The organism is Pandoraea bronchicola, from assembly GCF_902459805.1.
In the GTDB taxonomy this organism is placed as follows: domain Bacteria; phylum Pseudomonadota; class Gammaproteobacteria; order Burkholderiales; family Burkholderiaceae; genus Pandoraea; species Pandoraea bronchicola.
Genome location: NZ_CABPST010000009.1, coordinates 64,244 through 78,713 on the forward strand (window position 1 = coordinate 64,244; position 14,470 = coordinate 78,713).

Sequence of the window (14,470 nt, forward strand, 5' to 3'; positions counted from 1 at the left end):
ATCAGGCCGATGCGAGAAAGCCTTGCGAGAGCCCGTTGGCGCGTGCGTCGCGCCAATCGCGATGCGCACGCGGGTCCGTCCACACGAGCAGATGCAGTGCCGCGAGCGCTCGCGGATCGTTGAGCAACTCCCATTTCTGCGTGGTCGTGAGCTTGGCCGGTCCCTTGAGCAGCGCTGTCTCGACACGGCCGGCGCGCACGGCGTCGCGCTTCGCATCGTCGCGGGTCGGCACCACGCTTGCGGCGACGAGGGCATTGGCCATCGGATCGATCACGGCATCGACAAAGTCGACGCGCTTGGCGGCTTCCTCGGTGTACTTCTCCGTCATGCGGAGTTCCTTCGGCGGCCACGACTCTTCCGGAATCAGGAACAGGCGGGCGCGCTTGAAACCGCGTCCGAGTGACACACGGCTGGAGAACACCGAGACAGGAATCGAAATCATCATCGACCCGACGATCGGCATCAGCCACCAGATGAAGTCCGGGTTGAGCCAGTAGACGACGGCGCCCCATCCCAGCCCGATCAGCGTTTGCAGACCGTGGCGGCGAATCGCTTCGCCCCAGTGCGTCTCGGCGTCTTCACGCGGCGGCGACTTCCATTGAATCGCAATGCCCGTCAACGCAGCGAGCACGAACTGCGTGTGGAACAGCATGCGTACGGGCGCGAGGACGGCGGAGAACACCATCTCGATGAACATGCTCACCGTCACCGCAAACGCACCGCCGAAACGCTTTGCGCCCTTCACCCAGATCAGCAGCACGGCCAGAATTTTGGGCAGGAAAAGCAGCGTTGCCGTTGCCGAGAACAGGGCCAGCGCCCGCTCGGGATGCCACTCGGGCCAGACCGGGAAAAGCTGACGCGGCGTGGTGAAGTACTCGGGCACGACCAGCGTGTGTTTGGCGAGCAGGCACGTCGAGAGGATCAGGAAGATGAACCACAAGGGCGCGGAAACATAGGCCATGGCCCCCGTCACAAACACCGCGCGGTGCACCGGATGCATACCCTCGGCCAGGAACAGGCGGAAGTTCATCAGGTTGCCCTGACACCAGCGCCGGTCGCGCTTGAGTTCGTCGAGCAGGTTCGGCGGCATTTCTTCGTAGCTGCCGGGCAGGTCGTACGCAATCCATACGCCCCACCCTGCGCGCCGCATGAGCGCCGCTTCGACGAAGTCGTGCGAGAGAATTGCGCCGGACATCGCCCCTTTGCCCGGCAGCGGCGCGAGTGCGCAATGCTCCATGAAGGGCTTCAGGCGAATAATCGCGTTGTGGCCCCAGTAATGCGCTTCGCCCAACTGCCAGTAGTGCAGGCCGGCGGTGAACAGCGGGCCGTACACGCGCCCGGCGAACTGTTGCAGACGGGCATAGAACGTTTCGCGTCCGGCCGCGAGCGGCGCGGTCTGAATCAAACCGGCGCTCGGATGCGCTTCCATCATGCGCACGAGTTTGGTCAGGCACTCGCCGCTCATCACGCTATCGGCGTCGAGCACGATCATGTAGCGGTAATCGCTGCCCCATCGGCGGCAGAAGTCGTCGAGGTTACCGCTCTTGCGCTTCACGCGACGCTGGCGGCGACGATAGAAGATGCGGCCAAAACCGTCGACCTCGCGGCACAGTGCCTGCCATGCGTCGACTTCGGCCGTGCAGTTATCGGCCTCATTCGAATCGGACAGGATGAAGAAGTCGAAGCGTTCGAGCGAGTCGGTCTTCGCGAGCGACTCGTACGTCGCGCGCAAACCGGCGAACACTCGACCGACATCTTCGTTACAGATCGGCATGACAATCGCAGTGCGCGCGTCGGGCGCAATTGGCGCATCGCCCGCGGCCATCTTCGAGATCATATGGCGCTCGCCCCCGAACAGCAGAACGAAGAAGCCGAAGATCGCCGTCCAGAATCCGGCGGAGACCCAGCCGAAGAGCAGCACGAACAACACGAGCACCGCGAACTCAAGCGGATCGGCCCCGTGATACGGCAGCACGGATGCCATGAAATGCGTGGCCAGCGCCGTCTGGGCGACCATCAGCGTGAGCAACATCCAGCGACGGCGGCGGCCTGCCTGCGACCACTTGCCCTTGGGATCGGGCGCGTCGCGCACGAGCGGATCGGGGTCTTGGCGGCCGATCAGTTTGCGCCACAAGCGCACGAGCGGATTGAGCGACCAGGCACGCGGGATGAGCGACGTGCGACGCACTGGCGGCGCAAGACGCAAGGTCTGCACACCACGCACCTCTTTCAACCCGGCGGCGGCCGCCAGCGATCCGCCCTCCGTGATGTCGAGGCGCACCGGTTGCGAGGCGAGCACCGCATCGCTGCCGGATTCGATCTCGGCGATATCGTGCGGATGCCACACGGTCGCAGTCGCAGCGGACGTGACGACGCCGGCGTCGTTCTGCGCCGTCGCCTCACCGGTGTGAGCCGGCGTATCGCCCATGGGCGGCAACGCCTCACCCGCGCCGTTCGTGACACGCGCAGCGAGCAGGCGCTGCAAACGGGTGAGAACGTCGAGCGAATCGCCACCGTCACGCTGCGCTTGCGCAAGCAGGGCACGACGTTTCTCGGCGGGCAGGGGCAGCCGGTCGACGTAAAGCTCGTCGACCGGAATGTCGGAGCGGTCGCTCACTCGGGGGGTAACAGGTAGCTCCACGTTTCGGATAGGGTATTACTGCCGTTGCGCAGGTAAGCGCGCATTTCGACGGGTTTCTCGGAATCGAGGCGGCGCATGCGTAGCATGACGCGATAGCCTCCCGTGACGTCATTGCGCTGCGTCTGCACTTCAAGGATCTTGCCGTTGCCGTCGATGGACACGTTGCCTTCGACCTTGGCGTCATCCGGCAGCTTCTTTAATGCCGGGCCCTCGAAATCGAGCGCAAACAGCAGACTGTCGTCTGGTTTTCCCCGGTAGCCGTGCCCACGCCGGCTTTGCGACACCCACGCCATCGGCGGGCGCTTGTCGTTATCTTTCTGCCAAGAGAGCCGGTATTCGAGTGGATACGGTTGTTTGGGTTTGGGCGGCGCATCCGGCACCCAATACGCGACGATATTATCGTTGGTCTCGTCGGGCGTCGGGATTTGCACCAGCTCCACGCGGCCCTGCCCCCACTTGCCCTTGGGCTCGACCCAGGCGCTCGGGCGCGATTCGTAGTGATCTTCCAGATCCTGATAGTTGGTGAAGTCCCGGTCACGCTGCACAAGCCCGAATCCGGCCGGATTCGACAACGCGAAGGACGACACGAGCAAACGTTTCGGATTGACCAGCGGGCGCCAGATCCATTCGCCCGTACCCGACTGGATCGAGAGGCCGTCGGAGTCATGCACTTCCGGACGATAGTCAGCCACCGCTGCGGGCTGGTTTTCGCCAAAGAAGAACATGCTCGTAAGCGGCGCAATGCCCAGCTTGGTGACGTTCTCGCGCAGGAACAGTTCGGCCTTCACATCGACCGTCGTGTCCACGCCGGGACGCAAGGTGAAGCGATACGCGCCCGTCGCGCGCGGCGAATCGAGCAACGCGTAAATCGTCAACTCTTTGGCGCCGGGGGCAGGACGCTGAATCCAGAATTCGGTGAAGCGCGGAAACTCTTCACCGGAATTGAGCGCGGTGTCGAGCGCCAGCCCGCGTGCGGACAAGCCATATGTCTGGTTCTTGCCCAGCGCGCGGAAGTAGCTCGCGCCGAGGAAGACCATCACTTCGTCTTTGTACTTCGGCGTGTTGACCGGGAAGTGGACGCGGAAACCGGCGAAGCCCAGACCGCGCAATTGCTTCTGGTCGACTTTAAGCGCCCCGAAATCGAACATATCGGGGCTGTAGCGCAATTCACGCACGGTGTTACCCGTCAACTCGTTAATCTTGACCGGACGGTCGTAGTACGAGCCTTCGTGGAAGAACATCAGTTCGAACGGCAGCTTCTGCGCACGCCACAGCGCCTTCTCAGGCTTGAAGCGAATGTTGCGATAGCGGTCGTAGGTGAGGTTCTGCAGCGTTTTGGGCAGATTCGGATCTTTCGGCTTGTAGCGGCTGTTCGCGAGCGTGCGCGCCTCTTTGGCGACATCATCGAACGAGAAGGCATGCGCCGCACCGCCGGCCAGCGCGCAGACACTTAGCACACTGGCGAGCACCAGGCGCACGGCTCGGTGGGAAATCATGCGGGGAACCGCGTTGGGCAGGAATTCCATCGGCAGTGGGGGATAGCGTGAAACGCGCGTGCCGACCGTAGCCAGCGTGCGCCGAACGCGCAATTTTACCCGTTCATTCACCGATTGACTAAAGATGCATCGGCAAAACCTTCGAAGCGGGCGCTCACATTACCCCAATCGTCCGCCGGGACGCCGCTCCCCGCGACATCATAAATTTGTGACGATTTGTGACCAATGGGCAAAACGGTAAGGTTTCACACGCTTTCCAATCCGATTCGGGTCATGTGAACGCCTTTTTTGCGCCATTTCCATGCCACTTGAAGCGCATTTTCATCCGGTCCCGGCCACACTCACCGATTCGCGACAGCCAACAACCCGCCAAGCGCCATGAGCGCTCCGCCAATGCTGCGTCGGACAATGTCCTGACGCCGCACCATCGCCGCACGCATCCAACCCGCCGAGAATCCCAGCGCGACGAGGCTGAACCACGCCCAATGCGCGAACGACATGAATGCCCCATAGGCCAGCCCGAGCGCCCATCCCGTCCCCGGATGGACGACCTGCGTGAACGTGCTCACCACGAACAACGTCGTCTTCGGATTCAAGGCGTTCGTGAAGAAGCCCGTGCGGAAGGCGCTCGCGGCGTCTTGCCACGAGGTGCTTCCCGAAACGCCTGCTTCGACACAACGCGCCGAAGCACCCGCCGCCCCCTCACCCTCCATGACGTCCGCCACCGGCGAACGATCTCGCAACGTTCGCCAACCGATGTAAATCAAATACGCGGCGCCAATCCACTTGATCACCGTAAAGAGCCGCGGGATCTCCGCGATCAACATGCCTACGCCTACCAGAGTGTAGAAGACATGGACCTGCACACCCGCCGCAATGCCCACCGCCGCCCACATCCCCGCCCGCCGGCCATGCCGCCAACTCGCCCGCGTCACCATCGCGAAATCGGCCCCCGGGCTGATGACCGCCAACACCGTTATTGTCATTACTGCCAGCAGCTCTTGCATGATAAAACCTCACCGAATAAACCCCCGACGGCCCGGAGCCCCGTTCCGCCGCTCAGACATAAACCCAACTCGCTGCAGAACGGGGCCCCGGGCCGTCTCCCACAATTATTCCGGCCTCATGTTGCTTATGATGTCCGGAATTTGGGGTTATTCTGGCGGGATCTTCACGCCAGGAAAAACGATCTTTGTGCAGGGTTATTCGTGATAATTTCTCACCTATGAATCGATCGCTGCCGCTGAATGCCCTTCAAGTCTTCAACGTCGCCGCCAGCGAACTTAGCTTCGCGCGCGCCGCCGACCGCCTGTTTGTGACCCACGGCGCCGTCAGCCGCCAAATCCGTACGCTCGAAGATGCCCTCGGTCTGCCTCTCTTCGAACGCCGCAATCGCGCCGTCTTCCTCACCCCCGCCGGTGAGCGCCTGCACACCACCACCCGGCAAATGTTCGAACAGCTCGCCTCGACCGTCGCCAGCCTCCGAACCACATCACCCGCTCGCGCGCTCGTCGTCTCCTGCGAGCCCACCCTCGCCATGCGCTGGTTCATTCCCCGCCTCGGCGCGTTCGCCCAGATGCACCCGGACATCGCACTGCATCTCCACTCCGCCGGAGGCCCCCTCGATCTGGCAAGCGCTGGCGTAGACATCGCCATCCGGCGTAATGATTTCTTCTGGGGACATACGCTGGTCGCCGAGCCTCTCGCCGATGAATGGATTGGCCCCGTCGGATTGCCCGCCTCGTTCGATACGCCCCACCTCAAGCAACTCCACACTCGCTCACGCCCTCACGCATGGCAGGACTGGCATCGAGCGACCTCCCCCCGGCAGACGGCCGTCGACGAAGCCCCACACCTCAATGCGAGCCGCACAACGGCAACACCGCCGTTCGAACACTTCTATCTGAGTTTGCAGGCAGCAGGGGCCGGGCTAGGAACCGCCATCGGCTCTGTGTACATGGTGAGCGACGAACTCAACGCCGGACGCCTCGTCGCCCCCTACGGCTTCGTGCGCGATGGCTCAGCCTACGTCGCACTTGCCCGGGAACCGTTTGCCGAAGACCCCGCGCGCGAGACGCTCCTGCACTGGCTACGCGCCACCCTCGCCGAATCGGCGTCGCAATGGATCTCCGGCGTGGCACCAGCGCACACACGCTGATGCTGGCCGCCTACCGGCGGCTATCGTCGGGCACACGCTCCGGCGGCGTGGCAGCAGACACAGGCCGTGGCATCGGCGCCGGTGGCGGCCCGCCCGCAGCAACCGCAGCCTCCTCCGACGGGGAGACAACCGGCGGATCCCCCTTGGGCAACATGCGCACGCCGCGCCACCGCCCCCAACGGTAATAGGCAAGCGCCATTACCAGCGACACCGCAAAGCCGATCGGGAAGCTCCACCAGATGGCCTCCGCCCCCCACGACTTCTGCATCTGCCACGCGAAAGGCAGCCGGATGACCCACTGCGAGACGAACAGGATCACGAGCGGCGCCGCCACCGCCCCCGTCGCACGCACCACGCCGAAGAGCACGATCGTCACGCCGAACAGCACGAATGACCATGCCACCACGGCATTGATGTGCTGCGCGACGGAGATCGCATAGCCATCGCCCGGCAGGAAAGCATTCATGAACTGTCGATTGAAGAGCAGGATGGCCACGACCAGGGTTCCCGTCATGACGAAGTTCAATCCGACGCCCACACGTCCGATGCGCGAGACGCGGCCCCACAGCCCCGCCCCCACGTTCTGCGCCACCATCGACGACACGCCCGCCCCAATGGCGAGTGCCGGCATCTGAACATACGTCCACAATTGCGAGGCCACGCCATAGGCCGCCGTGGTCTGCGATCCATAACCATTGACGAACCCCATCATCACCATCGCCGACGATGAAATCACCACCATTTGCAGCGCCATCGGCAAGCCCTTGACGACGACCAGACGTAACAGACCGGGATCGATGCGCAGGTATTTCCAGTCCTTGCGTTGCAGCCACAGCGGATCGCGGCGCCGGTACAACGTGTACATCAGCGCAGCCAGACTCACGGTCTGCGCGATGAGCGTTGCCCCTGCCGACCCCGCGATACCAAACGGCGGCACCGGTCCCCAGCCAAAGATCAGCAGCGGATTGAGCGCGACGTCGAGTCCCGCCGAAAGCAGCATGAAGCGAAATGGGGTTCGCGCATCGCCCGCCCCTCGCAACGCCATCATCACGAAGTTGTAGAAGTACATCACCGGCAGCGCAATGAAGATGATGCGTAAATAGGCGACGGCGAACGCGCGAGCATCGCTCGGTGTTCCCAGCGCGTCCAGCAATTCGGGCGTGAAGAGATAGCCGACGATGGCGACGGCGGTCGACATCAGCACAAAAAAGGTTGCGCTCGTGCCGACGATCCGTTGCGTGAGTACATGATTCTTCGCACCGACGGACTGGCCGATGAGAATCGTGTTCGCCATGCTGATGCCGAACACCACCCCCAACAAGAAGAACAGCAGAATGTTGGCGTTCGACGCTGCAGTGAGCGCCGACTCACCGAGAAAGTGCCCGATCCACATGATATTGATCGAGGCATTGAGCGACTGAAGCACATTGCTGCCCAGCACGGGCAGCGAGAACCAGAACAAGGTCTTGCCGATGGGGCCGCGTGTGAGGTCATGTTCGGCCATGGCGCTTTTACTTCGTGTCGAACTTTACGCCGGGCGCCGGCACGGGCACCGCACATCGGTTCATACGCAGGTTGTCGAGAAAGCGCTGAACCAACGGCAGCACCTTGGCCTCGATATCACCGTGCCCGTAGCCGAAACCTGCGAAGTTGAAATGCGTGGCGCCATCGACCACGGCAAGCCAGTGACAGCCCGAAGGCAGATCCGTGTACGGCTCGGTGCGCGTCTGCCATTTGCCATCGAGCGGCGCGTCGCGCGTGCCGGTCACGAGCAACATCGGCTTGCGGATGTCATGCCATGCGCCCGCCGGAAAGATCGGCCCCGGCCCCTGCGGCGACAGTGCGATGTAGCCATCGAAACGATCGTCGCTATCGAGCCCGAGTTTGTTCTTCGCGCCCGCTTCGATCATCACCGTGGCCGCCCCCATGGAATGACCGGCGAAGACGGCCGGTCCCGAGCGGCACTGGGTTCGCGCCCAATGCAACGCCGCTCCGGCGTCTTCGAGACGGTCGTCATACGCTTCGGGGTCCGTAGTGAGCGCCAGCAATCCGTCACGCAACCCGCCATTGCGCACCCGATCGCGCAATGAGTCGCGTCCGCTTTCCTTATGCGCCATCGTCACCGTCAGCCAGCCATATTGAGAGAGGGCGCGCCCGAGCCAGGCCAGCGCATCCCGGTCATCGCCCGCACCGGGACTGAGTACCGCCACCCCATTACATGCAGACGCCGGCCGGAAGACATGGAGATTGGCGTATCCGCCGTCGCTGCGCAGCACTCGCTGGTCGACACCGGTCGGCGCAGTGGGCGGAGGTGCGGGCGTGGCGGGAGGTGACGCGGCAGGTGCGGGGGCGGATTTCACCGCCGGGCTGCCCGGCAAGGTCGTGTCGGCAGCCAAAGCGAGAGCGGGGAACGAAGCCAGCAAGGACATGCCGAGGCTGCAGGCACCGAGTGCGACGAGCATCGTCGCGAACGATCGTCCCACGGCCCTGCGCGACATTCCGAGCATCCGTTCTCCCCTGGTATCTGGCAGCACACAGCCACCCGGGCCACGCAGGCCGGCCGGGCCGGGAACAACGGTCTCGCGCCGAAGCCCCGCTGCGACATCACATGATGGATCATCTTAGCGCGGATTGCGTACGGTCTCGCATGAATTTTGCCTGCGCGATACCTGTCTCGCGTGCGCAACGCGCGTTTTGTGTGAGTCGCGCGGATCCTGCGTCACACGCATCAGGCGCGCTGATGACGGCCGCCGTGTGCGTCGCGCGACAAGCCGAGTGCCGACGCATACCCTGCCGGATCGAAGCGCCACGTCAATGCGATCAGCGCCACGTTGAGGACGATGAGCCCGGTCCATGACGGAACGAAACTCCCTGTCGCCGCCAGCACCGCGCCGGCACCGAACGGCGCCAGTGCCGCGATGCAAAAACCCACGCCCTGCATGAATGCCGCGAGCGCGGCGGCGTGACGCGGATGCGCGTGGTGATCGAGCGCCAGTACGAGCCCAAGCGAGAACGTACCGCCCAACCCGAACCCGATGGCACCGATCCACGCCCAAGGCGCAGCCTGTGGCGCAGCCACCAACCCCACGAGTCCGCCGAGCGTGGCCATGAGTGCGAGCGTCAGCCAGCGCCGGCGATCGACGTTACGGCGGGCAAGCCACGGCAACGTCAGTGCCGCGACCACCTGACATGCCGTCAGCGCCGCCAGCAGTGCGCCGCTGCGCGTCGCGCTCATGCCGTGCTGCTGATAGAACGGCGGCAACCACGCGACCATCGTCGTGTAGGTGCAGTTGATGAGACCAAAGTAGACGGCAAGCGTCCACGCGCGATGCTTGCGAAGCAGTTCGAGCATCGACGGCGCCCCACCGGCAGCATACGCAACGCGCTCACTCGCCCCCCGGCACGCCGCCCGCAGGTCTGCTGACGTCGTCGCCGCGGCCACCGCCGGTTCCGCCGCAGACCGCGCTAACGGCGCGCGCCACCAGGCAATCGCCGCCACGCAAACGACCGAAAACCACATGCCCAGCCCGACGCGCCAGTCCCCCGTCTCGGACGCCGCCCATGGACTTGCCGCCGCCCCGAGCCCGCCGCCGCCCATGAGCGCCGCCGAGTACAAACCCATCATCGCCGTCATGCGTGCGGCACTGTAGTGCGCCTTCACCACACCGGGCAGCAACGCCTGAATGATCGCGATGCCGACGCCCGACGCCAGCGCCGTGGCAATCATCGTCGCGGTATCGTCGGCCGCGAAACGTACGCCGCAGGCCAGCGCAAGCGCCGCCAATCCGAGCAGCACGCCACGACGTTCACCGAAACGGCGCGTCAATCCGTTCGCAGCAAAGGCACCCGCGCCCATCGCGAGTACCGGCAACGAGGTGAGCAACGCCGCCACGGGATAGGTCATCCCGGTCGCCTCGCGGATCTGCGGCAACAGCGGACTGACGGACGTCAGCGTCGGCCGCAGCGTCAACCCGACCGCGACGATGGCCAGCCAAAGGGTCATACCTCAACACCCTCGCTCACCACGACGTGACCGTTCGCCACCACCCAGCGCCGCGGCGCTCGCGTGACGATAGCCTGCGCGGCATTCATCGCATCGACCAGCACCAGATCGGCGCGCGCCCCGGCATGCAGCCCATAGTCGTCGAACCAGCAAGCCCTCGCCCCCTGATGGGTAACGCAATCGAGCGCGATCTCCAACTCGTCGTCACGGCGCAGGTTGTAGCGCAGACCGATCATCATGGCGCGCTCGAGCATGTCGGGTGTGCCGTACGGTGTCCACGTGTCGCGAATGCCGTCGTTCCCCCCCGCGAGCGGAACGCCCGCGCGACGGCACGCCATGAGTGGCGGCACGATGCGCGACGGCGGCGCCATCGTAATCAGCGCGACACCGGCATCCGCCAGACGTGCGAGCAAGGTATCCGCACGCGCCGCCTCCAGTTCCCCCAGGCAAAACGCATGCGACACGACGACCTTGCCTTGCATGCCCAGCGCGACAATGCGCTCGAGCATCAGCTCCAGTGAAAACACACCCATCTCGCCCGGTTCGTGCAGATGCATATCGACAGGGCAACCGTGCTTGTCGGCCAGCGCAAACATGGCGTCGAGCGATGCCACCGGGTCGCGGTCGATGGCGCACGGATCGAGCCAGCCCAGTACATCGGCCCCGCGCGCGAGCGAGTCGTCGAGCAAGGCGAGCGTGCCGTCGCGGTCCAGCACACCGGACTGCGGAAAGGCGACGATCTGCATGTCGAGCCTGTCCGCGAGCGTGTCGCGCGTAGCGAGCACGCCATCGAGATGGCGCAGACCCGCCTCGGTATCGATATCGACGTGCGTGCGCAACCGCGTGGTGCCTGCCGCGAGGAACGCACGCCCAAGCGCGAGCGACGCTGCCCCCGCATCGTGCCCGCTCTCGGCGCGCCAGCGGCGTTCGTTGTCGATGCGATCGATCAGCCGCGAGCCGCACTCGTTGACGTACCACGGCATGCCCCACACGGTCTTGTCCAGATGCGTATGCGACTCCACCAGACCGGGGAGCAGCAACGCACCGCGCGCATCGATCTGACGGGTGGCGTTATCTTGTGCGACAGGTAACGACGGCGCGATCGCCGCGATCCGCCCGTTCTCGACGCGCACCTCGACCGGCGCGCCATCGAGCCCGCGTGCGTTGCGTATGTCCAGTGTTGTCATGCCTTCCTCAAGTTGATTTCCGTAGCAGCGCTGCGTGAGCGCGTGAGCAAGCTCACCCCTACGAACGTCACCGCATTCACCGCGAGCGCCACGAGACCCATGTTGATCGACCCCACGGTATCCGGTGCCCCGGGCATCAGCGTGCGCAGATTGACGTCGAACCCCACGGCCGCAGCCAGCACGACAGCGCCCGCACCGATACCCGCAAACGCACCGTACTTGTTGCCGAACGGACGCGGCAGCAAGCTGGACACGAACGACGGGAACAGTTGCGTCAGCAAGCTCGACGCGAAGAGCGCCAGCGCCACGAACGTTGCACCGCCACGCAACACGAAGCACACCGCGACCAGCCCGAAGACCGGCAGCACGCGCTTGGCGAGCTTGCCCACGAAGGCCTCACTGGCGTGCGGCGCAAAGCCGTCACGGTAGATGTTCTTCGCGATCAGCGTCGACGCATTGAGCAGAATCATCGAGCCCGGCACGAGCGCGGTCAACACCCCGACGCCGCCGATCACCCCGACGAACCACGGCGAGAATGTCTGCTTCACGATACGCAGCAACGCCAGATCCGAATCCGTCCCGGTAAGACCCGGCACTTGCAGAATCGCGGCAAAGCCCACGAAGAACATGAACGCAATGACCATCTGATACAGCGGCATCAGAATCGTGTTTTTACGCACGGCGCTCTCGCTCCTGGCCGCATATACCGACGTGAACACGTACGGATACAGGTAGTAACCGAGCGACGTGAGCAGGATTGTCGAGTTGTACCAGGACAGCGTCAGGCCGCTGGTGGGCATCTGCAGGAAGCCCGGACGCGCCGCCTCGATGCGGTCGAACATCTCGCCGAAACCGCCGAAGTAGTGCAGCGGCAGATAGAGGCCGAGGAACACTGCGATCACGAGAATCAGAATGTCCTTGTAGATCGCAATGCTCGCGGAGCCGTGAATGCCCGACACCGTGATGTACAGCACCATCGCGATGGCCCCGCACCAGATCGCCACGGCGGGCGGAATCGTGCCGTACGAGGACTCCGACACAATGATGCCCAGCCCGCGCAGTTGAATGATGAGCAGCGCCGTCATGCCGAGCACCGCGACCAGCGAGACGACGACCCCCAGGGCACGGGAACGATACGCCGTGGCGAAGAAGTCCGAGAACGACACGCAGCCATGCCGCGTCGCATGCCGCCACGCCGCCGGCAACATCCAGTAGCCGAGCAGGTAGGCGAGTGCGCCATAGGCGAGGATGTAGAACGCGGGCGGCCCCTTGCTGTAAGCCCATCCGCTCGCGCCAAGGAACGTGAACGTCGAGAAGGCTTCCCCGGCCATCAACAGGAAGACGAGCAGCGTGCCGAAGCCACGGCCGCCCACGGCCCACTGTTCCAGACTCATCGTGCGGCCGCGCCGTGCGCGCAATCCCACGAAAAGCGCAAATGCGAGAAACGCCGCGATAACGGCCAGCGCGGCATTCATGATGCAGCTCCGTCGTGTTCGCGCAGATCCTTCGCCGGGGCGCTGGATGCCTCGCGCGATCCGTCAAAACGGAACATCACGACCATCACCACCGACGTGAGCAGCAACCAGACGATATTCCACGTCATCAGGAACGGCAGCCCAGCCAGCCGGGTGCCCACGTGTTCGGCGAGCCAGCCGCCGCTGTAAAAGGCTGCGATGGGAAGCGCAGCCAGGCAATGCACAGGTTTCATGACGTCTCCAGACCCAGAAAGGAATCAACGGCCGGCCACGCGAACAGGTTCGCCGCCGGCCCAATGGCTTGGCCACTTCGTCCGTGTCCGGAGATTGGCACTTCGCGTCGATTTGCCATATCATCAACCAAACACAAATAAATGGTTAACCATTTTTGTTGACCATTATCGGTAACGATTTGCCGAAATGCAAGATCGCGATACCGAGAGGGCCGAAACCGAGGGTTTTCCGGGAGGGGGAACCGGGAGATCGAGGGGGCCGGGTACAATGCGCCCCACATCTACGTGAACCGCGACTTTCAAGGAGATCAGGCTTGAGCCGCACCGCAGCACCGGCGTCGCCGCGCGACGCGTCCCGCACCGAGGCAACGCTCGATACGGCCCCGGATCTCCCGGCCGGCGGCGACGGCGCATCGGGCAGCGCGGGTCAGCAGATCGAGGCGCGCGTCTATCTGACGATCTCGCAGGCGCTGCTCTCGGGCAAGCTCCGGCCGGGCATGCCGCTGCGCGAGCGCAATCTGGCGCAGGCATTCGACTGCACGCGCGGCGCAGTGCGCAAGGTGCTTGCCCGGCTCGGCTTCGAGGGCAAGCTGGTGCTTGAACCCAACCGGGGAGCGTTCGTGCCGCAGCCGTCGCTCGACGACATCCGCCAGACTTACCGCGCACGGCGCGTGCTGGAAACCGGGGTGATCGCGAGCATTTGCGGACAGTTGAGCGCGTCGCAGCTCGCCGCGCTCGACGAACACGTCGCGACGGAAGCCCGCTCGCATGCCGACGGTACGCACGAGCGCTCGATTCGCCTCGCGGGTGAGTTTCATCTGAAGTTGATCGGCATGGCCGGCAGCGCCGAACTCGATGCGTTCGCGCGCCAGCTCGTCGCCAAGACCGAGCTTTACAAAGCGCTGTACGACCCCGCGGAGTTCATGCACTGTGCACCGACGGAGCACGCCCAGCTCGTCGGCCAGTTGCGTGAAGGCAAGACACAAGCCGCCATTGCCCTTGCGGCGGCGCATCTCGATGAACTTGAAGGCCGGGTGCTCACCCGTGCCGCCGCCGCCGAGACACCGGACTTCCGCGCCATCTTCGCCGAGGCCTTTGCGGGCGCAGCGTCCTGACGCTTGCGGCAATCCGGTAGTGCCGGTAGCGAAGGTAGCGCCGGCAGTGCCGACACTGCGGGCTGTCGCCCGTCAAGCGGCGCGGCAATCCCACCACGGGCATGGGGGTCGCATGGCACACACCCCGCATTCAGGGGTATATTTCGCCTGTTTGCAACGGGC

General features: G+C 64.4%; 11 protein-coding genes. 2 read left to right on the forward strand and 9 right to left on the reverse strand.

The window, feature by feature from the left end; genetic code table 11:
- Nucleotide 1 precedes the first annotated feature (1 nt).
- The 3 genes from mdoH to PBR20603_RS16465 form a co-directional block, all read right to left on the reverse strand.
- A complete protein-coding gene (gene mdoH / locus PBR20603_RS16455) occupies nt 2-2,617 on the reverse strand; it encodes a glucans biosynthesis glucosyltransferase MdoH (protein ID WP_246174760.1) in 2,616 nt (871 codons plus the stop codon).
- Nucleotides 2,614-4,137 (reverse strand): glucan biosynthesis protein G, encoded by a 1,524-nt coding sequence (locus PBR20603_RS16460; RefSeq protein WP_150560589.1) that lies wholly within the window; start codon nt 4,135-4,137, stop codon nt 2,614-2,616. The genes mdoH and PBR20603_RS16460 overlap by 4 nt, the downstream gene beginning before the upstream one ends.
- A 341-nt stretch (nt 4,138-4,478) precedes the next feature.
- A complete protein-coding gene (locus PBR20603_RS16465; RefSeq protein ID WP_150560590.1) occupies nt 4,479-5,144 on the reverse strand; it encodes a LysE family translocator in 666 nt (221 codons plus the stop codon).
- A gap of 218 nt (nt 5,145-5,362) precedes the next feature.
- Between PBR20603_RS16465 and PBR20603_RS16470 the strand changes: the two genes are divergently transcribed.
- Entirely contained in the window at nt 5,363-6,295 is a 933-nt protein-coding gene (locus PBR20603_RS16470) for a LysR family transcriptional regulator (RefSeq protein ID WP_217425972.1), read from the forward strand.
- Nucleotides 6,296-6,305: 10 nt separating this feature from the next.
- Here the strand turns inward: PBR20603_RS16470 and PBR20603_RS16475 are convergent, their stop codons facing one another.
- The 6 genes from PBR20603_RS16475 to PBR20603_RS16500 all read right to left on the reverse strand — a co-directional run bounded on the left by PBR20603_RS16475 (nt 6,306) and on the right by PBR20603_RS16500 (nt 13,193).
- Nucleotides 6,306-7,799: an MATE family efflux transporter gene (locus PBR20603_RS16475; protein WP_150560591.1), complete on the reverse strand. Its 1,494-nt coding sequence runs from the start codon at nt 7,797-7,799 to the stop codon at nt 6,306-6,308.
- Nucleotides 7,800-7,806: 7 nt separating this feature from the next.
- On the reverse strand, nt 7,807-8,724 hold the full coding sequence (locus PBR20603_RS16480; protein ID WP_150560592.1) for an alpha/beta hydrolase family protein: 918 nt from the start codon (nt 8,722-8,724) through the stop codon (nt 7,807-7,809).
- 299 nt (nt 8,725-9,023) lie between these two features.
- The gene (locus PBR20603_RS16485; protein ID WP_150560593.1) at nt 9,024-10,298 is read right to left on the reverse strand and encodes an MFS transporter; all 1,275 of its coding nucleotides are present in this window, start codon (nt 10,296-10,298) and stop codon (nt 9,024-9,026) included.
- On the reverse strand, nt 10,295-11,485 hold the full coding sequence (locus PBR20603_RS16490) for an amidohydrolase family protein (protein ID WP_150560594.1): 1,191 nt from the start codon (nt 11,483-11,485) through the stop codon (nt 10,295-10,297). Before PBR20603_RS16490 ends, PBR20603_RS16485 begins: the two co-directional genes overlap by 4 nt.
- A complete protein-coding gene (locus PBR20603_RS16495) occupies nt 11,482-12,960 on the reverse strand; it encodes a sodium:solute symporter family protein (RefSeq protein ID WP_150560595.1) in 1,479 nt (492 codons plus the stop codon). Before PBR20603_RS16495 ends, PBR20603_RS16490 begins: the two co-directional genes overlap by 4 nt.
- Nucleotides 12,957-13,193, reverse strand: a complete 237-nt coding sequence (locus tag PBR20603_RS16500; RefSeq protein ID WP_150560596.1) for a DUF3311 domain-containing protein — start codon at nt 13,191-13,193, stop codon at nt 12,957-12,959. The genes PBR20603_RS16495 and PBR20603_RS16500 overlap by 4 nt, the downstream gene beginning before the upstream one ends.
- Nucleotides 13,194-13,507: 314 nt before the next feature.
- On the opposite strand from PBR20603_RS16500, the gene PBR20603_RS16505 reads away from it, so the two are divergent.
- Nucleotides 13,508-14,308: a GntR family transcriptional regulator gene (locus tag PBR20603_RS16505; protein ID WP_246174763.1), complete on the forward strand. Its 801-nt coding sequence runs from the start codon at nt 13,508-13,510 to the stop codon at nt 14,306-14,308.
- Nucleotides 14,309-14,470 lie beyond the last annotated feature (162 nt).

What these genes read in the sequence shown, in the direction of transcription:
- PBR20603_RS16485 (WP_150560593.1), bottom strand. Translation starts at nt 10,298, where the DNA reads ATGACCCTTTGGCTGGCCATCGTCGCGGTCGGGTTGACGCTGCGGCCG.
- PBR20603_RS16470 (WP_217425972.1), top strand. Translation starts at nt 5,363, where the DNA reads ATGAATCGATCGCTGCCGCTGAATGCCCTTCAAGTCTTCAACGTCGCC.
- PBR20603_RS16480 (WP_150560592.1), bottom strand. Translation starts at nt 8,724, where the DNA reads ATGTCCTTGCTGGCTTCGTTCCCCGCTCTCGCTTTGGCTGCCGACACG.
- PBR20603_RS16495 (WP_150560595.1), bottom strand. Translation starts at nt 12,960, where the DNA reads ATGAATGCCGCGCTGGCCGTTATCGCGGCGTTTCTCGCATTTGCGCTT.
- PBR20603_RS16490 (WP_150560594.1), bottom strand. Translation starts at nt 11,485, where the DNA reads ATGACAACACTGGACATACGCAACGCACGCGGGCTCGATGGCGCGCCG.
- PBR20603_RS16500 (WP_150560596.1), bottom strand. Translation starts at nt 13,193, where the DNA reads ATGAAACCTGTGCATTGCCTGGCTGCGCTTCCCATCGCAGCCTTTTAC.
- PBR20603_RS16465 (WP_150560590.1), bottom strand. Translation starts at nt 5,144, where the DNA reads ATGCAAGAGCTGCTGGCAGTAATGACAATAACGGTGTTGGCGGTCATC.
- PBR20603_RS16475 (WP_150560591.1), bottom strand. Translation starts at nt 7,799, where the DNA reads ATGGCCGAACATGACCTCACACGCGGCCCCATCGGCAAGACCTTGTTC.
- PBR20603_RS16460 (WP_150560589.1), bottom strand. Translation starts at nt 4,137, where the DNA reads ATGATTTCCCACCGAGCCGTGCGCCTGGTGCTCGCCAGTGTGCTAAGT.